The organism is Stenotrophomonas sp. SXG-1, assembly GCF_014083965.1.
GTDB lineage: Bacteria > Pseudomonadota > Gammaproteobacteria > Xanthomonadales > Xanthomonadaceae > Stenotrophomonas > Stenotrophomonas geniculata.
In genome coordinates, this window is record NZ_CP046588.1 from 86516 (window position 1) to 110755 (window position 24240).

The window sequence follows — 24240 nt, forward strand, 5'->3', positions numbered from 1 at the left end:
GCGAGGGGGAACGTTGCCGGCCAGCGGCCGGCACTACCGGAAAACATCACGCAGCGCGTCGCAGGGTTTCGGTCAGCGACTCGATGCTGGCGGCCTTCGGTTTGACCAGCCAGAACTTGCCGATGTAATCGCGGAACTCGTCCAGGATCTGCTGCGCCCAGATGCTGCCGGTCAGCTCGCGATGGCGGCCGATCAGGCGATGCAGATGCTGGCGGTAGTTCTCGAAGCCCTCGGCGGAGACGCGATGGATGTCGATCAGCTCGTGGTTGTAGCGATCGACGAAATCGCGGTCCACGTCCAGCACGTAGGCCAGGCCGCCGGTGAAGCCGGCGCCGAAGTTCAGGCCGACCTTGCCCAGCACCAGCACCACGCCATCAGTCATGTACTCGCAGCAGTGGTCACCGGCGCCTTCCACCACCGCCAGTGCGCCGGAATTGCGCACCGCGAAGCGTTCGCCCGCGCGGCCGGCGGCGAACAGCTCGCCCCCGGTGGCGCCATACAGGCAGGTGTTGCCGATGATGGCGGTGCTGCGTGCCTCGAAGCGGGCGCCACGTGGCGGGCGCACCACCAGGCGGCCACCGGCCATGCCCTTGCCGACGTAGTCGTTGGCTTCGCCTTCCACTTCCAGGTGCAGGCCACCGACGTTGAACGCGCCAAAGCTCTGCCCGGCGCTGCCGCGGAAGCGCAGTTCCAGCGGCGCCTCGGCCATGCCCTGGTTGCCGTGCGCGCGCGCCACTGCACCGGCCAGGCGGGTGCCGATGCTGCGGTCGGTGTTGTGGATCAGGAAGCGGTGTTCGCCGCCGCGCTTGTGCTCGATGGCGGGGGCCAGCAGGCCATCCATCTGCGTGGCCAGGCTGTCCGGCGATTCGTACAGCCGCTGCGCGGCGCAATGGCTGCCCTCGTAGCGGCTGTCGGCCAGCAGGCGTGACAGGTCCACGCGCACGCCATCACGGGGCGCTGCCTCGATCTGTCGCAGCAGGTCGGTGCGGCCGACGATCTCTTCCAGCGAACGCGCGCCCAGGTACGACAGCCAGCCGCGCACTTCTTCGGCCAGCAGGCGGAAGAAGTTCTCCACGCGCTCGGGCTGGCCGGTGAAGTGGTTCTCGCGCAGGCGTTCGTCCTGGGTGGCCACGCCGGTGGCGCAGTTGTTGAGGTGGCAGATGCGCAGGTACTTGCAGCCCAGCACGATCATCGGCGCAGTGCCGAAGCCGAAGCTGTCGGCACCCAGCAGTGCGGCCTTGACCACGTCCAGGCCGGTCTTCAGGCCGCCGTCGGTCTGCAGCAGGGTGCGCCCACGCAGGTCGTTGGCCAGCAGCGCCTGGTGCGCTTCGGCCACGCCCAGTTCCCACGGCACGCCGGCATAGCGGATGGAGCTGACCGGCGAAGCGCCGGTGCCGCCGTCATGGCCGGAAATGGTGATCAGGTCCGCGCCGGCCTTGACCACGCCCGCGGCAATCGTGCCGACGCCGGCATGGCTGACCAGCTTGACCGAGACCAGCGCGGTTGGGTTGACCTGCTTGAGGTCGTAGATCAGCTGCGCGAGGTCTTCGATCGAATAGATGTCGTGGTGCGGCGGCGGTGAGATCAGGCCGATACCCGGCCTGGCATAGCGCAGGCGGGCGATCAGCTCGTTGACCTTGTGGCCGGGCAGCTGGCCGCCTTCGCCGGGCTTGGCGCCCTGCGCGACCTTGATCTGCAGCACCTCGGCGTTGACCAGGTACTCAGCGGTGACACCGAAGCGGCCCGAGGCCACCTGCTTGATCTTGCTGCGCTTTGCGGTGCCATAGCGGGCGGGATCCTCACCGCCTTCGCCGGAATTGCTGCGGCCACCGAGGCGGTTCATGGCAATGGCCAGCGCCTCGTGCGCTTCCGGCGACAGTGCGCCCAGGCTGATCGCAGCAGTATCGAAGCGCGGGAACAGGGTACTGGCCGGGGCGACCTCGTCCAGCGGCACGGGCGTGGCCGCTGGAACCAGTTCCAGCAGGTCGCGCAGCGCCGACGGCGGCCGTGCATGCACGGCATCGCAGTACTGCTGCCACGCACGCGGGTCGCCGCTGCGCGCCGCGCGCTGCAGGGTGGTCACCACGTCCGGGTTGTACATGTGGTACTCGCCGCCGTGCACGTACTTCAGCAGGCCGCCAACATCCACGTCCTGCTGTGCGTCCCAGGCCTGCGCGCACAGCTCACGCGCGTCGGCGTCCAGGCGGGCGAAGCCGGCGCCGCCAATGCGCGAGGCGGTATCCGGGAAGCACAGGTCCACCACGTCCGGTTCCAGGCCGATGATCTCGAACAGCTGCGCGCCGCGGTAGCTGGCCACGGTGCAGATGCCCATCTTCGAGATGATCTTCGACAGGCCCTTGTAGACGCCCTTGCGGTAACGGCGGCCGATCTGCGACTGCTCACCGCCCTTGCTCAGCTTGAGGATGCCGCGGCGGCCCAGATCGAACAGGGTCTGGTAGGCCAGGTACGGATACACCGCGGTGGCGCCGAAGCCGAGCAGGCAGGCCATGTGGTGCGGGTCGCGCGCGGTGCCGGTCTCGACGATCAAGTTCACGTCGCAGCGCAGGCCCAGGCGCGAGAGGTGGTGGTGGATGGCGCTGGTGGCGAGCAGGGCATGCACCATCGGCCGCCCGGCCACCGGGTAGCGGTCGGACAGCAGCAGCATCACCATGCCGTCGCGTGCGGCCTGCTCGGCTTCGGCGCAGATGCGCTCGATGCCGGCACGCAGGCCCTCGTCTTCGCTGTAGGACAGGTCGAGCAGGCGATTGGCCTGCACGTACTGGTCCATCTTCAGCAGCTGGCGCAGCTTGCGCTGGCTCAGCACCGGCGAGTTGAGGATGACGTGGTTCACCGTCTCCGGGCCGGCATGGAAGATGTTGGTCTCCCTGCCGAGCTGGGTGGACAGGGACATCGCGCAGTCCTCGCGCAGCGGGTCGATCGGCGGGTTGGTGACCTGCGCGAAGGCCTGGCGGAAATAGTCGTACAGCGGTCGGCTGCGCTGGCTCAGCACCGCCATTGGCGTGTCGTCGCCCATCGAGCCGGTGGCTTCCTGCTCGGTCTCGGCCAGCGGCCGCAGCACCTGTTCCACTTCCTCGCTGCTGAGCTGGTACAGCTTGTGGTAGCTGCGCAGGGTGCCTTCGTCGAAGGGCTCTTCCACAAGCGAGGGGTCGATCAGTTCGGTCTGCAGGTAGGTCACGCCCTGCTGCAACCACTGCTTGTACGGCGCGCGACCACGGTTGATGCGGTCCACCGCGTCGGAGTCGAGCAGGTCACCACGCTTGAGGTCGATGGCCACCATTTCGCCTGGGCCGAGCTTGCCCTTGCGCACCACACGCTCGGTCGGCACTTCCCACACGCCCGCTTCGGAGGCGACCAGGAAGTGGCGGTCGGCGGTCAGCATCCAGCGCGCCGGACGCAGGCCGTTGCGGTCGAGGGTACACACGGCGTAGCGGCTGTCGCAGGCGACGATGCCGGCCGGGCCGTCCCACGGCTCGCTGTTGAGGCCATGGAATTCGTAGAACGCGGCCAGGTCCGGATCCTTGAATTCCAGCGACTGCGTGGCCGGCGGCACCAGGATGCGAAGTGCCTGGATCAGCTCCATGCCACCGGCGACCATCAGCTCCAGCATGTTGTCCAGGCTCTGCGAATCCGAACCGTGCATGGAGATGACCGGATCGAATTCGGCGATGTCGAAGCGCGGGGTCTTCCACACCTTGCTGCGCGCCTGCGCCCAGCGCCGGTTGCCTTCGATGGTGTTGATCTCGCCGTTGTGGGCGAGCATGCGGAACGGGTGGGCCAGCGGCCAGCGCGGCAGCGTGTTGGTGGAGAAGCGCTGGTGGAACACGATGGCGCTGGAGGCCAGTTCGCGGCGCTGCAGGTCGGGGAAGAAGCGGCTGAGCTTGTCCGGCAGCACCATGCCCTTGTAGCTGATCGCATCCGGGGTGAGGGTGGTGACGTAGAAGTCGGTGTGTTCGCGCAGCAGCTGCTCGCTGCGGCGACGGGCCAGGAACAGCGCCAGCGCGAAGCCGGCATCATCCTGGCCGACGCCGGCGTCGACGAACACCTGTTCGATGCGCGGCAGCGTGTCGCGCGCCAGCTGGCCGCAGACGCTGTCGTCGGTCGGTACCTCGCGCCAGCCGGCAACCTTGCAGCCCACCGCTTCCACCTGCGCCTGCAGCTGCGCGCGGCAGGCCTGCGCCGCGTCGGCGTCGTGCGGCAGGAAGACCAGGCCGGCGGCGAAGCGTGCGGAGACCGCGATACCGGCTTCGCTGGCCAGCAGTTTCAGGAAGGCATCGGGGCGGCGCAGCAGCAGGCCACAGCCATCACCGGTCAGGCCATCGGCGGCGACACCGCCACGGTGGGTCATGCGCGAAAGCGCGGCGATGGCGGTATCAACCAACAGGCGCGATGGTTGATCGTCGAGCTGGGCGACCATGCCAAATCCACAGGCATCGCGCTCGGAGCGCGGGTCGTAAAGCCCTTGGCGGTTGCGGGGGGCCATCTCTACCTCGATGCGTATAGGGTTGGCGGCGACACTCGTCCCCGCTCATTCCCTGGAGCGCATCGTGAGGCCACCGGATGCCTCGACTAGATCACAGGTTGCTGCAACGCCGCAATACACGGTTGCAGGTGCAACAGAACGCGCCGGCAACCCAGTGCCGGCGCGGGGCCGGAGTCAGCCGCAGCGCGCGCCGCTGACGGCGCCCTTGGCGTCCACTTCGATGTTCAGGCGGTCGCCGAGGAACTCCATCGTGGCCACGTCGTTGGGCTTCAGTACGCGCACCTGGCTGGCACCTGCATCTTCCTGTGCCTGCTTGCCCAGTGCATCGGTGTAGGCCTGGCCGACCAGGCTCTGCACCTGGCTGGCATCGCAGGTGCCGACCGGCGGCGCCTCGGTGGCCTTGCCGGCTTCGTCGGCCGGCGCCTTGGCGGCTTCGGCGGCCTGCTGGGCATGGGCCGTGGCCGAATCCTGTTCATCCAGCGCCGGTGCCTGGCAGGCGGTCAGGGCCAGCACGGCCGGCAGCAACAGGGCGGAGAGCGAACGGGCGCGAATCGGGAACGACATCATGACTCCGGAAGGGGTTGTGAAGACCCGAGCATAGCGGCGAACCGGCCCTCACGTGTTTGTCTTGTGTTATCGACAGGATCGCGGCATGGCGACAGCGACACTACAGGCATGCCAACCCCCTCCACCCCCGAACGACAGGCCGCGCGCGCGGCCGGCCTGCGCTATGTCGACGACACTCAGCCGGGCATCAGCCGGCGCCGCGCCGGCAAGGGTTTCAGCTACCGCGATGCTGATGGCCACGCGATACGCGACGCCACCACCCTGCAGCGCATCCGTGCGCTGGCGGTTCCGCCCGCCTACACCGCCGTGTGGATCTGTGCGCACGCCAACGGCCACCTGCAGGCCACCGGCCGCGATGCACGCGGGCGCAAGCAGTACCGCTACCACCCCGACTGGGCGAAGGAGCGCGATGCCGGCAAGTTCGACCGCATCATTGCGTTTGGCGAGGCCTTGCCCGCGCTGCGGCGGCGGTTGTCACGGGATCTCAAGCGACCTGGGTTTCCGCAGGAAAAGGTGCTGGCCATGGTGGTCGCGCTGTTGGCGGATACCCTGGTGCGGGTCGGCAATGAAACCTATGCACAACAGAACCGTTCGTTCGGACTGACCACACTGCGCAACCGCCATCTGGAACTGCTGCGCGGCGGCCGGGTGCGCATGCGCTTCCGCGGCAAGTCCGGGCAGCTGCAGGAGGTGACCGTGGGCGACCGCAGGCTGGGGCTGCTGGTGCGGCGCCTGCAGCAGCTGCCGGGGCAGGCGCTGTTCCAGTACCGCGATGACGACGGTGCGCTGCAGCCGGTGGATTCCGGCGCGGTGAACGATTACCTGCGCGAGGTGATGGGCGAGGACTTCACTGCCAAGGACTTCCGCACCTGGGGCGGCACCGTGGCGGCGGTGCAGGCGTTTGCCGCCACCGAGCTGCCGGAACCGGCCAGCCAGCGCGCGCTGGCGCAGGCGCAGCGCGCGGTGGTGTGCGAGGTGGCAGCGCTGCTGGGCAACACGCCTGCGGTGTGCCGCAAGGCCTACATCGACCCTTGCGTGTTTGCCGGCTGGGAGCGCGGTGAACTGGCGAAACTGGCCGGCCTGCGCGGGCCGCGCCAGTGGGAACAGGCTACCCTGCGCGTGCTGCGCAGGGCGCGCCGGCTCAGCCGCAGTAGATCGCGGTGATGTTGTTGGTGCGGCCCTTTTCGATGGTCAGGCGGTCGCCGCCTTCGCTGGCCGGCGGCACCCGCGGACCATCATGGCGCAGCACCCGCACGTGCAGGCTGTCGCTGTCCACGCGTGCGCGGGCCACGGTGGCGTCCGAAGCGGCCAGGCCGAGTGCGCCGCGCACCATGTCGCTGTGGCACTGCCCGGAAATGACGCCGTCGATCGGCTGCACCTGCGCCATTGGCGTGCTGCTGCAGGCGGCAAGGGCAAAGCAGGCGGCGGCGGTGGCGATGGCAAGTTTCATGGAGGCGTTCCTTGTTTGATTGCGTGCAGGGTGCGACGTCAGACGTGGTGGCGGAATGAATGCCGTGCACATCGTGGACACGGCGCGCTCACCGCCGCCAACAGCGTGGGTGGAGACACTGCAGGAGCGGCAAGGGCCGCCCCCGGTAGTGCCGGCCGCTGGCCGGCAGCCCCTTTCCCTCCCGAGGAGACCTGCATGGCCACCACCAAGAAAGCCCCCGTCCGCCGCAAAGCCTCGCCCAAGGTGCGCAAAGGCAGCACCGCAAGCAAGACTGTCGCCGCCCCCGATCGCCCGCGCGTGGTGAAGACTGCCACCCGCAAGGCGGCCGCCAGCGATCCACGCGCAGCGCGCGTCGCGGCCCGGCAGCGGCGCCTGCAGGATCAAGAAAAGGCCAAGGACGTGCGCGCGGCAAAAAAAGCAACGAAGAAGACCGCGACCCAGGCCGGTGCGCGCCGGCAACCGGAGGCGATGCCGGCGCAGCAGCTGGCCAAGCCTGGGCATGAACACGAACTGGAGCTGGCGCCGCGTTTCCTTGCACCGGACTACGCCGGCAGCGGCAAGCTGCAGGGCATGCGCGCGATCATCACCGGTGGCGATTCTGGTATCGGCCGTGCGGTGGCAGTACTGTTCGCACGCGAAGGCGCCGACGTGGCGGTACTGCATTTGGACGAGGCCGAGGACGCGGACATCACCCGCCAGCACGTGGAGCGCGAAGGCGGTCGCTGCGTGGTGATCGCCGGTGACGTGCGCGATCCGCGCTTCTGCAACAAGGCGGTCAAGCAGGTGGCCAAGGCGTTCGGCGGCATCGACATCCTGGTCAACAACGCCGCGTTCCAGCTGCATTGCGAGCGGCTGGAAGACCTGGAAGACGCGCATCTGCAGGAAACCCTGCAGACCAACATCGGCGGTTACATCCAGATGGCGCGCGCGGTGCTGCCGCACCTGGGCGAGGGTGCCAGCATCATCAACACAGGATCGGAAACGGGAATCTTCGGCAGCAAGGCGCTGATCGACTACTCGGCCACCAAGGGCGCGATCCATGCGTTCACCAAGGCGCTGGCCAGCCAGCTGCTGCCACGTGGCATCCGGGTCAACTGCGTGGCGCCGGGGCCGGTGTGGACGCCGTTGAACCCCGCCGACAAGCAGGCCGAAGATGTTGCGGAGTTCGGCAAGGACAGTGACATGGGGCGGCCCGCACAACCCGAAGAACTGTCGCCCGCCTATGTGTTCCTGGCTTCGCCGGTCTGTGCCAGTTACATCAGCGGGGTGATCCTGCCGGTGATGGGCGGGCCGCGGGGATGAGGCCCGCAGCCGTCGCGGCAGGCGTGTAGAAATCGGCGATGCGTGGAATGAAGCGCTGCGGATTGGCACCGACCAGGTTGGTCAGCACCACCACCGCCACGCCTCGCGCGGGGTAGACCACGAAGGCCGAGCGCGCGCCGCCGATGCCGGCCACCTGCAGGTCGGGCGCTGCCTGCAGCACCGGCCAGCCGCCGGCCCACGGACCGGCGCGGCCATCGGCCAGAGGCTCGACCGACCACATCCGCCGCCGTGAGTGGTCCTGCAGCAGGCGGCCTTCGGTCAGCGCGACCAGCCAGCGTGCGGTGTCGTCGGCGGTGGTGAGGATGCCGCCGCCGGCCCATAGGCTCGGCGGGATGTCGTAGAACCAGTGCGACAGGCGCGGCGGAGCGTCGGCGGCATCGGTCGCGCGCGGCGCCAGGCTGTACATCGTCGCCACATCCGGAATCAGGTCGTAGCTGTCGCCGAAGGTCGTGCGCGCCATGCGTGCGCCGCTGAACTGGCCCGTGGTGAGGAAGCGCTCGTAGGACATGCCCGATTGCTGCGCGATGATCCGCGCCAGCAGCACGTAGTTGGTCTGGTTGTAGGCAAAGCGCTGCCCGGGTGGCGCTTCGACAGGGCGCACGGTGACCGCCGCCCATGCCTGCGCTTCGGACCCACCGCCCAGCAGGCCATTCGCATCGAGGATGTCCGGCAGGCCCGAGGTATGGTCGAGCAGCTGGCGCACGCGTACATCCTTCCATGCCGCTGGAAGATCGTGCAGGTAGCGCGAGGCGGGTGCATCCAGTTCCAGTCGCCCCTGCTCCGCCAGCTGTGCGATGGCGACTCCGGTGAAAGCCTTGGTGGCTGAATTGAGCGGGAAGCGGGTGTCACGCGAGGCGAGCACGCCGTTCTCCACGTTGGCCAAGCCATAGGTTTCGGAGAGCACGATCTGGCCGTCCTTGACCACGGCCAGCTGCAGCCCGGGGATGCGCTCGTCCAGCATGATCTGGCGGATCAGCCGGCGGGTCTGGTCGTTGGCCTGGTCCTGGTTGGCGGACACCGCGGCGAAGGGCAGGGCGCTGATGAGCATGAGCACGACTCGAAGCGTTGGGCGGAACATGCGGGATTCCGGAAAGGCGTCGAGGGTCGGATGCACCGGCGGCGGAAAAGGTTTAACCGCCCCGGATGGGCCTACCGTTCGTCGGCCCATGACTTCCGGGGGGTTGACTACAGTTGTCGTCAAGCTGACAGTGACGACACGTGTAGTCAAGGGAGTGGTGTCATGCGTGGCAAGACGATCGGGGACCAGGAACTGGCCCTGCTGCAGTACATCGATGAACATGCGCCGGCCACGGTCGGCGAGGTCGCCAGTGGTTATGGCGAGGCCCGTGGACTCGCCCGTTCCACTGTGCTGACGATGATGGAGCGGCTGCGGGCGAAGGGGTATCTTCAGCGCCAGCAGCAGGACGGCGTCTACCGCTACCAGGCCACCCGTGGCCCGGAGAGCGTGCTGCAGGGTGCCGTGGCCCAGTTCGTCGACAACACCCTGCAGGGCTCGGTGTCGCCGTTCGTGGCCTACCTGTCGCAGCGCCAGCAGGTCAGCGAAAACGAGCTGGCCGAGCTGGAAGCGCTGGTCGCCCAACTCCAATCGCGTCGCCACGAGGGCTGAGCCATGGACACCACGATGCTGATCCCGATGTTGGAACGGCTGGGCTGGACCAGCCTGCAGACCGTGCTGCTGGTGGCCCTGGTGTACGGCATGTGCCGCGCGCTGCCGTCGCTGTCTGCGGCCACCCGCTGCCGCCTGTGGTGGCTGGTCTCGCTGCAGGCCGTGCTCGGCCTGTTCTGGAGCCAGCCGCTGCAGCTGGCCTGGCTGCCGGCACCGCAGGCGGTGGCGATGACCGCCACCGACGTTGCCGCTGATCTGGTGTACCCACTGGCGCCGGAAGCCTCGGCGCAGCTGCTGGCCGCGATGCCGATGCCTGCGGCGGACGTGCCGGCGGTTGCGTGGTGGGCGGTCGCACTGGCTGCGCTGTGGCTGTCCGGCGTGCTGCTGATGGCGTTGCGCACCTTCGGTGAGTGGCGCCGCTGCCGCGCACTGCTGGCTGCGGCCCATCCCTGCGAGGACGAGGCGCTGGTGCAGGCCCTGCAGCTGGCCTCCGACGCGCACGGCGTGCGCCCTGCGCCGCGGCTGTGGATGAGCGCGCAGGTGGACTCGCCGCAGCTGATCGGGCCGTTCCGCCCAGTGCTGCTGCTGCCGGCCGGCGACAACGCCCTGCAGGGCGACGCGCTGGACCTGGCACTGACCCACGAACTGCAGCACCTGCAGCGGCGTGACCTGCAGTGGGGCCTGCTGCCCGCGTTGGCGCAGCACCTGTTCTTCTTCCACCCGCTGCTGCGGCTGTCGGTGCGCGAATACGCCCAGGCCCGCGAGGAAGCGGTGGATGCGGCGGTGGTCGGCCAGCACGGTGCCAGCCGCCAGGCCTATGGCCGCCTGCTGCTGCAGCTGGGCGTGGCACCGCAGCCGCACCTGGGCGTGGCCAGCGCCGCACCAAGCACCACCAGCCTCAAGCGTCGCCTGCTCTCGCTGCAGTCGCACCGGTCCTGTCCGCGTCTGCTGGCGATCGCGTTGACTGCCGCGGTGGTGGTGGTGGGCGTGGCGCCGATGCGGCTGGTCGCAGCGCCGGTGCCGCCGGCACCGCCCGCGCCGCCGGCTGCACCGAAGGCCGTGGTGCCCCCGCCGCCGGCGCCGAAGGTTCCGCCTGCTCCGCCGATGTCGGCGCGCGCGCCGGCGGTGCCGGTGGCCCCTGCGCCGCCCGCCGAGCCCGCCGACGTCGAGGAGCTGTCCGGCCCGGACGATGCGGATGTGGCGGTTGACGTGGATGTCGACGTCGACCCCGGCATCGACGGCGGCCGCAGCACCTCGCGCAGTTCCTCCATCACCACCTACGGGCGGCTGGATCTGGGCACGTCGCCGCCGCAGGCGTTCGTGCTGGTCGATGGTGATTCAACCTTCGCCAACGGCGGCATCGACGACGTGACGCTGGCCCGCAAGCAGCTCGGCAAGGGACCGGCGCTGTGGTTCCGCCAGGGCAGTGAGCGCTACATCGTGCGTGACCCGATGCTGATCCAGTCGTTGCAGCGTGCCTACGCGGGTGCGTCCGACCTGGGGCAGCAGCAGAGCGCACTGGGCCGCCAGCAGAGCGCGCTTGGTCGCCAGCAGAGCGCACTCGGCAAGCAGATGGGCGAGATGGGCCGGCTGCAGGGTGAGGAGGCGCGCCGTATCGCGTTGGTGGCGGTCGAGGCTGCGCGCAGTGCGATGAGCGCGCACGACATCAATCGCGAAGCCGCCGCCGAAGCCGCGAAGGCGGCACGCGGGGCGACCAGCGACGCCGCAGTTGCGCGTGAAGCCGCCCGTGAGGCGGCCGCCGAGGCACGTCGCGCGATGCAGGAAGCCCGCAGCCAGGCCGCACAGTCCAGCCGCACCCGCGACATGAACCGCTTGGCCAGCCAGCAGGCCGAACTGGCCAGCCGCCAGGCGGCGCTGGGCAGCCAGCAGGCCGCGCTGGGCGAACGCCAGGCGCAGGTGCACGCGCGGGCGGCACAGCAGGCGCAGCTGGTGATCGCCCGCGCATTGGCCAGCGGCAAGGCCGAGCGCCTCTGAAACGGCGGTAGCGCCGGGCCATGCCCGGCGAGCGCAGCGGCACACCTGAAGAGGGAAGGCGCCGGGCATGGCCCGGCGCTACCAGCGGAACATCAACCGCAGCTGGCGCGCTCGATGCGGTTCTGCGCATCCACCTGCACGGTCACGCGGTCCTGGCGGAAGTCCATGGTCACCGCCATGCCTGGCTTGACCACCCGTGCACCGCGCGCGCCGCTGGCGGCCACCAGCTTCTTGATGGTGGCTTCGTCAGCCGTCTTGCCGGTGAAGGCCTCGAGCGCCTCCGGCCTGCATTCGTGCGCGGCATCGGCCACGGGCGCCGGCGCGGGATCGTGGGAGGTGCTGCTGCCAGCGTGACTGCAGGCGGCCAAGGGCAGGATGGCGAGCAGGACCAGGGGACTGAGGCGCATCGTCGGGCTCCAGGCGTGGATGGTGGCGGCAGTGTCACCGCTGTCACCGTCAGGGCATGTCAACGCGGCCCTGCGCCGTTACTGCCCGACCAGTGCCAGCGTCTCGCGCTCGCGTTGCTCCTCGCGTACCAACCGTTGCAGCAGCAGGGCCAGGGTCACTACGTCCTGGTGATTGTGGTCGGCCACCCGGCGCAGGTTCACCGCGTCGCCGCCACGCAGGAAACGCAGCCATGCGCCCGGGGCTTCCGAGCCCGGCAGGTCGTCCTCGCGCACCACGCGCAACAGCTGGCGTTCGATGGTGGACAGCTTGCAGTTCTCCCACGTGCCGCGATAGCGGCGGCGCGTGGGATAGAGCAGGTCGACGTGATCCAGTGCGGTGATCGGGCAACGTTGCCGGGCCAGCCGGTAACGCGCTTTCAGCAGCGGTGCGTCATAGCTGCGGCCGTTGTAGCTGCAGAACACGGTGGACGGTTGCAGCCAGCCGGCGAAAGTGGCCAGCATCGCGTCCTCGGCGGCCATCGTGGCCATCAGCAGCTGGCGGATGCGCAGGCCTTCGCCACGCTGTGGGCACACATGCCAGTCCGCAGCGCCGATCATGAAGGCGCGGGTGCCGGTGCCGCCGGCCAGGCCGGTGGTCTCGGTATCGAAGAACAGCAGGTCGCGCGCGGCCACGTGCTCGCCGTCGCGACGGGCGAAATCCAGCGACAGCGGCTGTGCCGGGATCGCCTGCGGCTGCAGCGATTCGATCAGGAACAGGCCCGGTGCGATCTCCTCACCTGGCAACTGACGGTCCTGTGCGCTGGCGCGAGCAGGTGCGGGGCCGCCGCGCGTGCGCAGGCCGAGCAGGCGATGCAGGCTGCCCACTTCGGGCCGACGCAGCGCGGACGGCGCCGTGGCAGGTGCCGCAGCGCCGGTCGGCTTGTGGCGGATCTCCTGCTCGACCCAGGCGAACACCGAACGCTCGGCCGGTGGTTGCCGCGCATCGTTGGCGGCCACGGGTGCCGGTGGCGCAGGGGGCACGTCGGCCGCAGCCGGTGTGCTCGCCTTCGGGTCGCCGGCCTGCCTGCGCAGCAGGCGCAGCTTGTCCAGGCTCAGGCTCACGGCGCCAGCAGCTCCATCGGATCGCGCACGGGCACCACCACGTCGGGTACATGCTGGCAGGCATCGGCATCGAACAGGTCGAGCACGCGCAGTGCCAGCGCGCGCGGCGAAGTCTCATCCTCTTCCTGCGCGGCCAGGACGGGGCCGACACAGGCCGGGCAGCCGGCCTTGCAGTCGCAGCGCTGCACCAGTTCGCGCGCGCGCTGCACCAGTTCGGCCTGGCGCTGCCACAGCGGTTCGCTGAGGCCCACGCCACCGGGGAAGTTGTCGTACAGGTACACGGTGGGCACGAACTCCTGCAATAGCTCGACAACGCCAGGATCACCCTCGCTGCCACGCAGCTGGCCACGGCCGCTCTGGTCGGCGATCGCGAACCAGGAACCATCGCCGTTGCCGACCGACTTCTGCAGGTCGCGCGCATCGGCCATCACCGCCACGGTGGCGACGATGTGCAGCGCATACGCTGCGCCGAGGAAGCCATCCAGCGCATCCTGCTTGCTGGCGAACGCGCGCAGCAGCAGCGCCTGTGGCAGCTGCCACCACACCGCCGTGGTGTGCAGTTCCTGGTCGGGCAGGTTCACCGGCCCGTAGCCGATGTTTTCGTGGGTGTAATAGCGGATCTTCTTGTAGCCGGCTACGCGGCGTACCACGTGCACTTCGCCGTGGTGCGAATCACCACGGCCGGCCACGCCGCCATCGAAGCGGTCGAGCACCTTGAGCTTGGTGAAGTCGATGCTGTCGGTGTAGTAGTCCACGTGGGTGCGGGTGACGTAGGCCTTGCGCCCGTCCCAGTCCAGCGTCTCCACCTGGTACGGAGTGGACTGCACCATGTGGATGGCGCCTTCGTACAGGGTGAGTGCGGCGGCGGAATAATCGACCTCGGCGATGATCTGCTGGCGGCCATCGCTGCGGTCGACCACCACGAAGTTGCCGTCGGCCACCGCGCGCAGGCTGACCGCATTGGCGGGATAACTGTCGGCGATCCATTCCCAGCGCTCGCCTTCGCGGTGGATCACTTCGGTCTCGGCCAGCGCTTCCAGAAACACTTCCGGATCGATCGGGCCGAAGCCATCGCCGACCCGGAACGGCAGCTCGAAGGCTGCGCAACGGATGTGGTCGAACAGGATCAGCGGCTGGTCCGGCGCGATGCGCGCGTGCTCGGGCGAGGCTTCGGCGAAGAAGTCCGGATGTCGCACCACGTACTGGTCCAGCGGCTGCGAACTGGCCACCATCACCCCCAGCGCGGGCTGCTGGCGGCGACCGGCGCGGCCGAAGCGCTGCCAGGTGGCGGCCACGCTGCCGGGGTAGCCGTTGAGGATGACCACGTCCAGGCTGCCGATATCCACGCCCAGTTCCAGCGCCGAGGTGCTGACGATGCCGTCGATGTTGCCGGCACGCATCGCGCGCTCGGTCTCACGCCGCTCGGTGGGCAGGTAGCCACCGCGGTAGGCGCGGATGCGCGGCGGCTTGCGCGGGTCGTGGTCGAAAATGTCCTTCAGGTACTTGGTCAGCACTTCCACCATCAGGCGTGTCTGCGCGAACACCAGGGTCTTCAGCCCGGACTTGATCGCGATGCGCGCGATGCGGTTGCTCTGCGATCGCGCCGAGGCGCGCAGGCCCAGGTCCGGATTGATCACCGGCGGGTTCCACAGCAGCACCTGCTTCGGCCCGCTGGGCGCACCGGATTCGGTGATGGCGGTGACCGGCGCTTCGATCAGCGCCTCGGCATGTGCCTGCGGGTTGCCGATGGTGGCCGAGCACAGGATGAACTGCGGTTGCACGCCATAGAACGCGCAGATGCGCTTGAGCCGCCGCAGTACATTGCTGACATGGCTGCCGAACACCCCGCGGTAGGTGTGCACTTCGTCGATGACGATGTAGCGCAGGTTCTCGAAGAACTGCGCCCACTTGGTGTGATGCGGCAGGATCGCCTGGTGCAGCATGTCCGGGTTGGAGACCACGATGTCGCCGTGCAGGCGGATGGCCTGGCGTGCATCGCCGGGGGTGTCGCCGTCGAAGGTGAAGGCCTTCACCCCGAGGTCGCCAGCGCGGTTGAGTTCCAGCAGCTCGGCCACCTGGTCCTGGGCCAGTGCCTTGGTCGGGAACAGGTACAGCGCCTTGGCTTTGTCCTGCATGGCCGCACTGACTACCGGCAGGGTGTAGCACAGCGACTTGCCGCTGGCGGTGGGGGTGACGATGGCCACGTGTTCGCCGCGCTGGCTGGCCTCCCACGCTTCGGCCTGGTGGCTGTAAAGCTGCTCGATGCCACGTGCCTTCAGCGCGGCGGCCAGCGCCGGCGGCACCGACCCGGGAATGGGCGCGTAGCGGCCTTCGCGGCCGGGAATGGCGAAGCTGCCGGTGATGCGGTCCTGGTAGCGGCGCTGCAGGCGCGCGCTGAGCAGGGCGCCGTCGCGGGCGGGCAGGCCGTCGCGGGTAGCGAGCTTCTGCTCGGCGTCGGCGGTGCGCTTGGCGAGTTCGTAGGCCATGGAAAGTGGAGCCGGGACGGATTGCGAGGGGTCACATGGCACCACATCCACGTCTCAGGATGTGAGACATCGCGCGCGAAGGGCGTGAACCGTTCAGTGCCACGGGTCCGGACGCTGCGCGATGTCCGCGTCAAGCGCCTCGCTGCGGCGGAGGAATTGCACCATGCAGACCACAAACCGCACCGCGTGCCAGCCCAACGCCAGCAATGCCACCGCCTGCCAGCCAGACGCAAGCGGCCAGCCCGGCTCCAGGCGCTGCGACCACGGCATCCAGGCGGCGCCGAAGACCAGCACGCACAACAGCAGGCCCACCCACGCCAGTTGCCAGAACCCTCCCGTGGGCGGATAGCGCCGTCGGTCGCTGGCCAGGCACCACGCCGTGCCAGCGCCCAGCACTGCGCCGTCACAGGCGCGCACATCCAGCAGCATCGAGCGCCCGCGGGAGAATGCCGCAGCGTGCTCCCAATTCTCTGGAAGCTGCACACGCCGGTCATTGCCCAGCAACCACACCCGTGATGTCTGGGCAGTACGCTGGTACGCGCGCAGGCGCCCGCGTACCCGCAGCACGCGCTGCGCTGTCGCAGGGCCGTTGCGGCGAGGGAAGCCCAGCCAGGCCGCAAGACCGGCGATGGCGAGCAACGGCATGGCGAGCAGGCCCGGGACGCCGGTGGCGGCCCACAGCGCCAGTGCGGCAATCAGCAGCGGGGACGGGCGCAGGCCGGGACCCCGTCGCATCGAGATTTCTTCGGGTGTCTCCAGGCGCTCGCCACAGACGCGGCTGGTGGCTGCATCCGGCCGTGCAGCAGCGATGGTGAAGCCATTGAGACGCACCACCATGGCCACGTGATCACCCAGTACCACGTCAGCTTCATTGTCTTCCGAGAGGTAGGGCCATGCCTGTCTTGGCACCAGCACGGGAATGCCACCCAGGAAGCCGTCACCGACCGGGAAGCTGTTCCGCCACGCCCCACCGGTGAAGGCGCCATGCAGCCGCTTTACCTGGTCGTCGTGGTCGCAGCCGGTCAACGCGCGCACCGGTGCCAGTGCCATGTGTTCGTCCGCGCCCAGCGTCCGCAGCGTGCTGCTGCGGCGCAGCGAGGCGATGCCGGCGCGGACACGCGATGTCCATTCGGCGGCGGTCGCGATGACCATCAGGCACACGACCGCCAGACCCACCAGTACTGCCGCGCGCGACATCAGCAGGCGACTGGCCGACGCGGCGGGCGTGTGGAGGGCGCTGTCATCAGGGATGGGCCTTACCGGGAAAATCGCAGGATGCCGTCCCCGCCTCCCGAGGGGAATGAAGTTCGTTGCAAACTTCGGCGCCCAGGCCGCGCAGCGATGATGCGTGACACACCCTGAATGCCCCCGCCGATGCCAACGAAATCTGAAGCCCGCATCCGTATCCTTGTTCACTGGACGCAACCAACAGGGTGGATGGCTGTGGCACGACGTGGAACGCAGGGAGTACTGCTGGCCAGTCTGTTGCTGGCGGGCGTCGCGCAGGCGCAGCAGGCAGCGCCGGTAGCGGTGTCCGATCCTGTGCCCGCTCCCCCTGCTGATGCCCCGGCAGCACCTGCCGCGCCGATCTCCACCACCCTGCCGCAGGACAATGTCACCACCCTCGGCGAAGTGCGTGCGCTCAAGCCGGAAGACGAGCCGCTGGACCTGTACCGCTTCAAGAATCCGGTGAAGTTCGGCGACAACCGCTTCAGCCGCGACTGGAGCGAACCGCCCTCGCCGGAGCAGGTCAGCATGGGCGGCGGCTACATCATGATGGGCGTGGTCAAGGGGGTGATGGCGGCGGCCAAGGGGATCAACAAACTCACCGGCGGACCTGCGCAGATCCAGGCCGCCGTGGCGCGGCCACCGCCCGAGCTCAGTGCCGAGCAGCAGCAGCGTGCGCTGCGGTTCTCCCAGGAGCAGGATGCCGGTGATGCACCGCCGGTGAAGTAGGCCGTATATCCTGCTGGCTCCCCCACCGGTAGGGCTGCCATGTTCCTGCGTTCGATCTGCCTGTTGGCCGCCTTGCTGCCGGTCTCCGCCTTCGCGGATGGCATTGCCGATGATGGCGCCTGCCGCAATGGCGCGTTTCCCTCCGAACAGAGCCGGTTCGCCCTGGCGCGGGTGGTCGATGCACCACGTCTGTACCTGCTTGGCGACATGGATGGCTGCCCGGCCAAGGGCGAGCCGGCCTGCCGCCAGCGCAGCTATGTGGTCAATGGCGATACCGTGGTGACCGGGCGCGACCTGGGCCGCTATCGCTGCGCGTTCTTCCCGAACAAGGTGGGTGGCAGCGCCGGTTGGGTCGACCGCAGCAAGCTGCAGGCGTTGCCGGTGGTCGTGCCAGCGCTGCAGGATTGGGCGGGCGAGTGGAAGGATGGCGACAACGGCCTGAAGATCCGCGTGCAGGGCGGGCAACTTCATGTGGAGGGTGACGCCTACTGGCCCTCAGCCAACCCCACACCGGAACAGCGTCCCTACGGGCCGAACATGGGCCAGGTGGAAGCGCGGGCGACGCCGCGTGGTGCTGATGTGGAATTCGTCGAGGACACCTGCAGGGTGCGAGTGCATTCGCTGGGTGAGGTGCTGATCGTGGCCGACAACAGCGAATGCGGTGGCATGAACGTGCGTTTCAACGGTGTGTACCGGCGCGCCGGAAAACGTTGAAGGGCGCATGAGGGATGGGGCCAGTAGATCCACGCCACGCGTGGGTGCGGGCTCGCGATCCAATCGGTGGGGTCAGAGCCCTTTCGCGAACGAAGGGGATCCGACCCCAGGCTCAGCGCCGTCGCTCCAGCCACCACAGTAGCGATGCGCACAGCACGAACGCCAGCCACCACGGCCAGCGCGAGCCGGGCACGGGGTGCATCACCGACGCGTCTGCAGGCGTGCTGGCAGCCAACGCCTGCGTGGTCGCATCGATCATCGCCTGCCGATGCAGCGTCGGTGCATCCTTCGGGTCGAACACATAGCGCCAGACAACGCTGTCGCCACGCTGCAGGCGCTGCCAGCCTGCCTCACGGGGCCACCAGCCGGCGCAGCGCAGCGCCGATGTCGCGCCATCGACAATCAGGGGTACAGCGTCACCACGTTTGTTGAAGACCTGCAGCGGCGCTTGCACGCCACACAGCGCCTGCCGTTCGCCTGCCCAGCTGATCGGCTGCGGTGACCACAGCGCATCATCGCTGCTCTGTGCGCGCGCCAGCGTGGCCACCACGCTGCTCCAGAGTTCGCCATGGCGGTCTTCGCGCCCGGCCAGCACCCAGCGCCAGCTGTCGGTCAGCGGCAGCAGGCCAATGCGGCCCCTGCCAACCGCGCGCCAGCCACCGATGGCATTGCCGGCACGATCGTGCAGCAGCGCGCTGCTGCCCGGCGCCTGCAGCGCCAGTGTCTCCAGCGCTGGCAGGGCGGCACCGTGCGAGCTGCGGTCGGCCTCTTCGCCGTAGCCGGTCGGCAACGTGCCGGCGGCAAGCGGGCCACGGCGTGCGGCGAGGATCGCGCTCTCGCCATCGCCGGTAAGTTCAAGGGTGCGGCTGCTGCCATCGCCCTGCACGGGCAGGCCCAGATCGCGGAGACGCTGGCGCGCACTGGCCGAAGGTGCGCCCGCGCTGCGGACCAGCACGCCCAATCCATCGCGCAGGGCCTGGCGCACGGCGGCCAGCTGGCCCGCACTCAATGCCGCCAGGCTGCGTTCGTCCAGCAGCAGCAGATCGCTGCGCGTCAGCGATGCTGCATCGATCAACACCGGGCCATCGCCAACGCTGAGTCCGGCCCCGGCATCCGCCTGCACCTGCACACGGATGCCGGCATCGGCCGCCCAGCGGCGCAGGTACTTCAGCTCTGGGCCCGGCGCACTGGCGCGCACCAGCAGGCGCAGCGGTGCGGCCGGCAGGGTCTGCTGCGGCACCGGTACGCTGTCCACCACATGGCCGTCGGCATCGAGCAGGCGCAGCTTGAACACGCTGCGGCCTTCGGCTCGGGCGATGCCGCTCAGCTGCACGCGGCCGTCGTCGGCAACGTCCGTGCGATCGACCACGCTGTCGGCCGGGTCGAGCAGTTCTGCTTTCGCCTTTGCCGCGCCACGCGCCTGGGCCACTACTTCGAAGCGTGCACCGGGAGCCACATCGGCCGGTGGTTGCAGCGCGATCCAGCCGCGCGGCTCCGGTGCAGCCTGCCAACGTACATCCGGTGGCAGCAGCGCGTCGCGGTCCCGTGCGGCCAGGCCCGCACCGACCAGCGTCAGCGTGGAGGCTGGATGCTGGCGCAGCGCGGTGGCCAGGTCGGGTACGCGCTGTGCGCCGGGCACATCGGCAGCTTCGGGTAACAGCAGCAGTGGGCCTTCGCTGGCTGGCAGTGCACCCGCCTTGTCGGCCCCAGCGCCGAGCACGACCAGGCCAGCGGCGGATCGCTGATGCGTCGGAGGTACCAGGCAGAAATACAGCAGCATGGCAGCGGCGATCTGCAGCGCAATGCCGATCCAGCGGCGGCCTGGGTGCGTTGTGCTTCCACGCAACAGGCGCACGCTGGCGATGACCACGACCACAGCAAGTGCCAGCGCAATCCACAGGTTCGGGCTGGAGGGGGTCATGGCTGCGCCTCCAGCGCGTCGAGGTAGCGCTGGCCCATCGCATCGGCCGCACTGCGCCGCATCGCCTGCGGCAGTGGACGTTGCAGTGCCCGCCACAGCTGTGCGCGCAGGCGCAGGCGGCAGTCGTGGCAACCGGGCTCGATGCGCAGCTGCTCGATGGCGGCGGCCAGATCCAGTGCATCGGGCAGGTAGGCGGCGTTGCGCTGCTGCCAGGTCGCGAGCGCATCGAGATCCGGTGCGCCGTTGTCATCGCCGAGGCGTTGCCAGGCTTCAACAATGGCCGGGTCCGGCGGCGTGCGCGCGGCCAACGGCAGTTCACGACTGGCCAGTCCGGCGCGATCACCGCCGAGTCGACGGCCTTCATCAATCGGTGGCAGCTCCGGCCCGACCCGGGCCAGATAAATGCGTTCGGCCTGCTGCACCTGCTTGATGAAGCCCAGCGCCTTGTACGCGAAGGGCAATGCCTGTTCCGGACGGCCCTGGCGCAGCTCGCCTTCGGCCGACCACATCTGGTCCAGCGCGGCCTTCAACGTGGCGCGGGTCTGCGGATCGAGCAGAGTCGCCGCCTCGGCGTGGTCATGGGTGTGGCCATACTCGGAGAGCACGTCGGTGTCGCTGCCGAACACCGGTGGCGTATCGGCATTGGCCGGCTTGCCGCCGTGGTCGTGGCCATGCGCGTCGTGCGCGCCTGCATCGGCGCCATGGTCGTGATCGTGCTCGTCGTCATGGTCGTGGTCGTGGTCGTCTGCGGCCGGCGTATCGCTGGTGGGCAGGTCACTGGTCGGCGGTGGCTTCGGCGCACCTTCGCTTTCCTCGCCCAGGAACTGGCCGTAGCGCAGGCGCAGGATGCGCTGGTCGACACCGATCGCATCGCTGCGCTTCACGAAGTCCTCGGCGGCCAGGCTGCGTCGCTGCCGGATCAACGCTTCGGCATCGATGATGATCTGCCGCTGGCTGCGGAAGTACGCAGGCAGGGTCTTCTTGATGCGGCCCTCGAGCTCTGCACCAAGCGCGACTTCGGCGCTGGGCAGGCGCAGGATCACGCTGCTGCTGCGCCCGGTCTGCGGCGTGGGTGCATGATTGTCGCGCACCTCCAGCTGGGCGATCACATCGTTGCCGGGCTGCGCGCCCAGTGACGCCAGATCCAGGGTGTGGGCGAAACGCCGCGCGGTGGCTTCGCCGCTGCCGGCAAGCGTGACGCTGCGCTTCACGAAGGTGATGTTCTCACCGCTGCCCTGGGTGGTGGTGATCGACAGCGTTGCCTGCGTCGCGACACCGTAATCGTCGTTGGCTTCGAAGCGCAGTGCCCACTGTCGTTGCCCCGGCGTGCCCAGCACCAGGCTGGCCGTGGGCTCCAGTACGCGCACGCTGGGTGCACGGTCGGCCACCACATCCAGCCGATGCAGGCGGGTCTCTGCCAGTGCCGGTTCGCTCACCACGCGGTACAGCACCGGCGCGCGTGCCACATCCTGCGCCTGCCACTGTCCTTCGTGCTCGCTCAGCGGCAACCTGCGACCATCGTGGAACTGCAGCCATGCCTTGTCCGGTGCACGGTCGAAGCGCAGCGACCAGGACAGCCGGCTATCTGCGGCGACCTTGGCGTCCAGCGCATTCTGGGTAAGCGTGGCCTGGCCGGTATAGACCGGTGCGTCGATGCGCAGGCGGGTGGACTGCAGGCGTAGCGGGCCTGCGGCGGCCGTGCTGCCGGGCGCCGACGTGCGGACTGGCGCGGAACCGGGGTTCGAACGTGGCCAGCCGACTGCCAGCACAACAATGGCCAGGCCCGCGATCCAGCACAGCGCCAATGCCCCAGGCGGCCAGTGTGGACGCAGCTCCGGCATCGCGCGTTCCAGCGTGGCCAGCACATGCGCACGCTGGCGCTGCTGCAGCGGATTGAGCGTGGCGGCATCGGCGAACAGCAGATCGGCACTGTCCTCGCTGGCACCGCTGCCATCGAGCCGGCGCTGCAACCACTGCGGGTCCAGTTGGCGGGCACGTGCCGTGGCGAGCGCTGCGCAGGCTAGCAGACTGATCGTGCCGACGACGCAGGCGATATCGAAACCTGCCAGACGCAGCGCCAGTACCGTTGCGGCCAGCGCCCACGGCAGGTACAGCAGCAGGGTGATGAGCGCACGGCGGCGGCGCGCGCGCTGCCAGGCGTGCTGCCAGGTATTCATGCGGCCACCCTGCGGCGGGCGCTGCTGGCCATCCAGCGTTCCAGCGCGAACAGCAGCACGATGGCCAGCAACAGCCAAGGCGTCGGCTCACGCAGCGGTGGTGTTGCAGCAGGCAATGCGGCCCGCTGCGGTGCCTGGTCACGTGCATCGCCCAGGCGCGGGGCCGTGGGTGGCTGCAGCGCCAGCAGCAGGGCACGCGGCAACTTCGGATCGCGCAGCGCGGCGTTGCTCGCGGTATTCCAGTCGCCCGGCAGCGCCAGCAGATAGCCGTGGCCGACGCGTTGTTGCCACAGCAGCGGTGCGCCCTCCGCGTCGCGCAGCAGGATGCGGGCGTCGGCAGCGGGCTTGCCGGCGGTGATGACACGACCGCCGTCGCGCAGCCACGCCTGCCAGTTCGCCGGCAGTGCATCGCTGCGGCTCCACACGCCGATCTCGCCGCGTTCGGGCAGGGCATCCACCGACAGCGGAGCGAGCGGTGCCTGCACGCCCCACGCGCGCTGCAGTGCGTTCAACCAGTGCCGGGCAGTGGCGGATGCCTCGCCGTGCACGCGCAGCTGCGGCAATGCCGCTGCAGTCTGCGGCGGTGTGACCGGCATCGGCTGCGTGTGCCATTGCACGTCGCGCGACAGCTGCAGGCGGGCGCCATCCAGGCCGGGCAGGGGATCGGGAACGTGCACGGTCAACGCGGTGCCCGCGGGCAGCTGTGCGTCCAGTTCGCGCAACAGGCTGGGCAGGGATGCGCTGGATGCCGGTGGTGCCTGATCGATGGCGGGGAAGCCAGGTGCCAGCCAGTGCCAGTTGCCCTCTTCGGCGGTGCCGCGCAGTCCGGCGGCGTCCATCCCAGGTGCCACTACCGTCCAGGCAGCGGGGACAGGGGCAGGGCCGGTCAACGCAGGTCGTGCCAGCAGAAAGGCCAATGCAGCCAGCAACATCAGCCGCACCAGAAGCAACGGCCAGTCATCGAAGCGGATGCGCTGGCGCGGCCGGATCTGTGCACGCAGCCAGCGCAGTGCAGCGAAATCCAGTGGCGTGTACGGATGGCGCCGGGCCAGGTGGATCAGCAGCGGCAGCAGCCCTGCGGCGAGCGCGGCCAGGCCGAGCGGGAACAGCAGGGTCATGCAGCGCCCCCATGGCCGAACAGCGCCTGCAGCGGCTGGTCCAACGGTTGGTCGAGCCAGCCGGTGGCACTGGCGATGCCGCTGGCCTGCAGGCGCGCACGTAATGCGCTGCGTGCGTCAGCGAAGCGCTGCAGGTAATCGGCGCGGATCGCCGCGCCGTCGCCCAACAGTTCCTCGCCGGTTTCCGGGTCGCGGAAGCGGTGGCCGGCGTCGAACGGGAAGTCGCGCTCGTCGGCGGTCAGGATCTGCAGCAGTGCCACTTCGCGGCGTGCGCTGGCCAGCTGTTCGAGCAACACGATGCCGGCGTCGTCGAAGCCATCACCGATTGCCAGCAGCAGGTCGCCCGGGCGCACGCGTTCCCACAGCGGGCGCAGGCGTTCGGCCGCAGGCCACCCACCGCGGGCCTGTAGGGCGTTCAGTTGCAGATGCACACGGTCGCGCTGGCGCGCGCCGTTCGCTGCGGGTACCAGTTGCAGGCCATCGCCACTGATTGCCAGCAGGCCAAAGCGGTCGCCCTGTTGCTGGGCCAGTTCGACCAGGCATGCGGCCACGCCGCACATGTGGTCCAGGCGCGTGCGTTGCGGCGCCGCGCGATCGGCCTGGCCGGCCGAGGCGGTGGCATCGAGCAGCAGCCAGACCGTGATCGGGCTTTCGCGTTCGGATTCGCGCACGAAAAAGCGGTCCGAGCGCGCGTACAGCTTCCAGTCGATCTGGCGCAGTTCGTCCCCGGGCTCGTAGGCTCGGTACTGAGCGAATTCGAGACCGGCACCGCGGCTGCGGCTGGCGTGCTGGCCGATGCCGCTCACCCCGCTGGCCAGGCGCGGCCGCAACCGCAGCAGGCGCAGGCGCGCACGCAGTTCCGGTGGCAGGGTCAACGGCGTACCTGCGTTCACGCGT

The 24240-nt window shown here is 69.3% G+C and carries 18 protein-coding genes; 6 read left to right on the forward strand and 12 right to left on the reverse strand.

Annotation, left to right across the window (positions count from 1 at the left end):
- Window positions 1-46 precede the first annotated feature (46 nt).
- Together gltB and GOC52_RS00370 are read right to left on the reverse strand one after the other, a co-directional pair.
- Window positions 47-4501 carry a glutamate synthase large subunit gene (gltB, locus tag GOC52_RS00365; protein ID WP_043397829.1) on the reverse strand — a complete coding sequence of 1485 codons (4455 nt, stop codon included), beginning with the start codon at window positions 4499-4501 and terminating at the stop codon, window positions 47-49.
- Between the two features lie 174 nt (window positions 4502-4675).
- Entirely contained in the window at window positions 4676-5065 is a 390-nt protein-coding gene (locus tag GOC52_RS00370; protein ID WP_029380146.1) for an I78 family peptidase inhibitor, read from the reverse strand.
- Window positions 5066-5176: 111 nt separating this feature from the next.
- Here GOC52_RS00370 and GOC52_RS00375 point away from each other — a divergent pair, with 111 nt between their 5' ends.
- Complete coding sequence (locus GOC52_RS00375; RefSeq protein WP_043397832.1) at window positions 5177-6232, forward strand: DNA topoisomerase IB; 1056 nt, start codon at window positions 5177-5179, stop codon at window positions 6230-6232.
- On the opposite strand, the gene GOC52_RS00380 is transcribed toward GOC52_RS00375, so the two are convergent.
- Window positions 6210-6518, reverse strand: coding sequence for a hypothetical protein (locus GOC52_RS00380; RefSeq protein ID WP_010487302.1), 309 nt, complete (start codon window positions 6516-6518; stop codon window positions 6210-6212). The genes GOC52_RS00375 and GOC52_RS00380 overlap by 23 nt on opposite strands.
- Window positions 6519-6713: 195 nt before the next feature.
- Between GOC52_RS00380 and GOC52_RS00385 the strand changes: the two genes are divergently transcribed.
- A complete protein-coding gene (locus tag GOC52_RS00385; protein WP_043397836.1) occupies window positions 6714-7820 on the forward strand; it encodes an SDR family oxidoreductase in 1107 nt (368 codons plus the stop codon).
- Here GOC52_RS00385 and GOC52_RS00390 read toward each other — a convergent pair.
- Window positions 7777-8889 (reverse strand): serine hydrolase domain-containing protein, encoded by a 1113-nt coding sequence (locus GOC52_RS00390; RefSeq protein WP_043397841.1) that lies wholly within the window; start codon window positions 8887-8889, stop codon window positions 7777-7779. The two genes, GOC52_RS00385 and GOC52_RS00390, sit on opposite strands and share 44 nt — an antisense overlap.
- Window positions 8890-9081: 192 nt before the next feature.
- Between GOC52_RS00390 and GOC52_RS00395 the strand changes: the two genes are divergently transcribed.
- Window positions 9082-9468: a BlaI/MecI/CopY family transcriptional regulator gene (locus GOC52_RS00395; protein ID WP_126560668.1), complete on the forward strand. Its 387-nt coding sequence runs from the start codon at window positions 9082-9084 to the stop codon at window positions 9466-9468.
- Window positions 9469-9471: 3 nt separating this feature from the next.
- Window positions 9472-11463: a M56 family metallopeptidase gene (locus GOC52_RS00400; RefSeq protein WP_126560667.1), complete on the forward strand. Its 1992-nt coding sequence runs from the start codon at window positions 9472-9474 to the stop codon at window positions 11461-11463.
- A 92-nt stretch (window positions 11464-11555) separates the two neighbouring features.
- Here GOC52_RS00400 and GOC52_RS00405 read toward each other — a convergent pair whose 3' ends face one another.
- The 4 genes from GOC52_RS00405 to GOC52_RS00420 form a co-directional block, all read right to left on the reverse strand.
- The gene (locus tag GOC52_RS00405; RefSeq protein ID WP_191850406.1) at window positions 11556-11870 is read right to left on the reverse strand and encodes an I78 family peptidase inhibitor; all 315 of its coding nucleotides are present in this window, start codon (window positions 11868-11870) and stop codon (window positions 11556-11558) included.
- A gap of 78 nt (window positions 11871-11948) precedes the next feature.
- A complete protein-coding gene (locus GOC52_RS00410) occupies window positions 11949-12971 on the reverse strand; it encodes a ribonuclease H-like domain-containing protein (RefSeq protein WP_049408928.1) in 1023 nt (340 codons plus the stop codon).
- Complete coding sequence (locus GOC52_RS00415) at window positions 12968-15457, reverse strand: DEAD/DEAH box helicase (RefSeq protein WP_049408927.1); 2490 nt, start codon at window positions 15455-15457, stop codon at window positions 12968-12970. Before GOC52_RS00415 ends, GOC52_RS00410 begins: the two co-directional genes overlap by 4 nt.
- Before the next feature lie 93 nt (window positions 15458-15550).
- The gene (locus tag GOC52_RS00420) at window positions 15551-16654 is read right to left on the reverse strand and encodes a hypothetical protein (protein WP_049408926.1); all 1104 of its coding nucleotides are present in this window, start codon (window positions 16652-16654) and stop codon (window positions 15551-15553) included.
- A gap of 240 nt (window positions 16655-16894) precedes the next feature.
- Between GOC52_RS00420 and GOC52_RS00425 the strand changes: the two genes are divergently transcribed.
- On the forward strand, window positions 16895-17413 hold the full coding sequence (locus GOC52_RS00425; protein WP_019337489.1) for a hypothetical protein: 519 nt from the start codon (window positions 16895-16897) through the stop codon (window positions 17411-17413).
- A gap of 39 nt (window positions 17414-17452) precedes the next feature.
- Window positions 17453-18127 (forward strand): hypothetical protein, encoded by a 675-nt coding sequence (locus GOC52_RS00430; RefSeq protein WP_010487281.1) that lies wholly within the window; start codon window positions 17453-17455, stop codon window positions 18125-18127.
- Window positions 18128-18239: 112 nt separating this feature from the next.
- Here the strand turns inward: GOC52_RS00430 and GOC52_RS00435 are convergent, their stop codons facing one another.
- The 4 genes from GOC52_RS00435 to GOC52_RS00450 are packed head-to-tail and all read right to left on the reverse strand — an operon-like array spanning window position 18240 to window position 24236.
- The gene (locus GOC52_RS00435; protein ID WP_191850408.1) at window positions 18240-20048 is read right to left on the reverse strand and encodes a hypothetical protein; all 1809 of its coding nucleotides are present in this window, start codon (window positions 20046-20048) and stop codon (window positions 18240-18242) included.
- Window positions 20045-22225: a hypothetical protein gene (locus GOC52_RS00440; protein WP_191850410.1), complete on the reverse strand. Its 2181-nt coding sequence runs from the start codon at window positions 22223-22225 to the stop codon at window positions 20045-20047. The genes GOC52_RS00435 and GOC52_RS00440 overlap by 4 nt, the downstream gene beginning before the upstream one ends.
- Window positions 22222-23343 carry a BatA domain-containing protein gene (locus GOC52_RS00445; RefSeq protein ID WP_191850413.1) on the reverse strand — a complete coding sequence of 374 codons (1122 nt, stop codon included), beginning with the start codon at window positions 23341-23343 and terminating at the stop codon, window positions 22222-22224. Before GOC52_RS00445 ends, GOC52_RS00440 begins: the two co-directional genes overlap by 4 nt.
- The gene (locus tag GOC52_RS00450; RefSeq protein WP_191850414.1) at window positions 23340-24236 is read right to left on the reverse strand and encodes a DUF58 domain-containing protein; all 897 of its coding nucleotides are present in this window, start codon (window positions 24234-24236) and stop codon (window positions 23340-23342) included. The genes GOC52_RS00445 and GOC52_RS00450 overlap by 4 nt, the downstream gene beginning before the upstream one ends.
- Between the last annotated feature and the right edge of the window lie 4 nt (window positions 24237-24240).

Coding starts and splice junctions, on each gene's coding strand:
- GOC52_RS00405 (WP_191850406.1), bottom strand. CDS start 11,870: ATGCGCCTCAGTCCCCTGGTCCTGCTCGCCATCCTGCCCTTGGCCGCC.
- GOC52_RS00445 (WP_191850413.1), bottom strand. CDS start 23,343: ATGACCCTGCTGTTCCCGCTCGGCCTGGCCGCGCTCGCCGCAGGGCTG.
- GOC52_RS00380 (WP_010487302.1), bottom strand. CDS start 6,518: ATGAAACTTGCCATCGCCACCGCCGCCGCCTGCTTTGCCCTTGCCGCC.
- GOC52_RS00430 (WP_010487281.1), top strand. CDS start 17,453: ATGTTCCTGCGTTCGATCTGCCTGTTGGCCGCCTTGCTGCCGGTCTCC.
- GOC52_RS00415 (WP_049408927.1), bottom strand. CDS start 15,457: ATGGCCTACGAACTCGCCAAGCGCACCGCCGACGCCGAGCAGAAGCTC.
- gltB (WP_043397829.1), bottom strand. CDS start 4,501: ATGGCCCCCCGCAACCGCCAAGGGCTTTACGACCCGCGCTCCGAGCGC.
- GOC52_RS00390 (WP_043397841.1), bottom strand. CDS start 8,889: ATGCTCATCAGCGCCCTGCCCTTCGCCGCGGTGTCCGCCAACCAGGAC.
- GOC52_RS00425 (WP_019337489.1), top strand. CDS start 16,895: ATGGCTGTGGCACGACGTGGAACGCAGGGAGTACTGCTGGCCAGTCTG.
- GOC52_RS00435 (WP_191850408.1), bottom strand. CDS start 20,048: ATGACCCCCTCCAGCCCGAACCTGTGGATTGCGCTGGCACTTGCTGTG.
- GOC52_RS00440 (WP_191850410.1), bottom strand. CDS start 22,225: ATGAATACCTGGCAGCACGCCTGGCAGCGCGCGCGCCGCCGCCGTGCG.
- GOC52_RS00420 (WP_049408926.1), bottom strand. CDS start 16,654: ATGTCGCGCGCGGCAGTACTGGTGGGTCTGGCGGTCGTGTGCCTGATG.
- GOC52_RS00395 (WP_126560668.1), top strand. CDS start 9,082: ATGCGTGGCAAGACGATCGGGGACCAGGAACTGGCCCTGCTGCAGTAC.
- GOC52_RS00375 (WP_043397832.1), top strand. CDS start 5,177: ATGCCAACCCCCTCCACCCCCGAACGACAGGCCGCGCGCGCGGCCGGC.
- GOC52_RS00385 (WP_043397836.1), top strand. CDS start 6,714: ATGGCCACCACCAAGAAAGCCCCCGTCCGCCGCAAAGCCTCGCCCAAG.
- GOC52_RS00370 (WP_029380146.1), bottom strand. CDS start 5,065: ATGTCGTTCCCGATTCGCGCCCGTTCGCTCTCCGCCCTGTTGCTGCCG.
- GOC52_RS00400 (WP_126560667.1), top strand. CDS start 9,472: ATGGACACCACGATGCTGATCCCGATGTTGGAACGGCTGGGCTGGACC.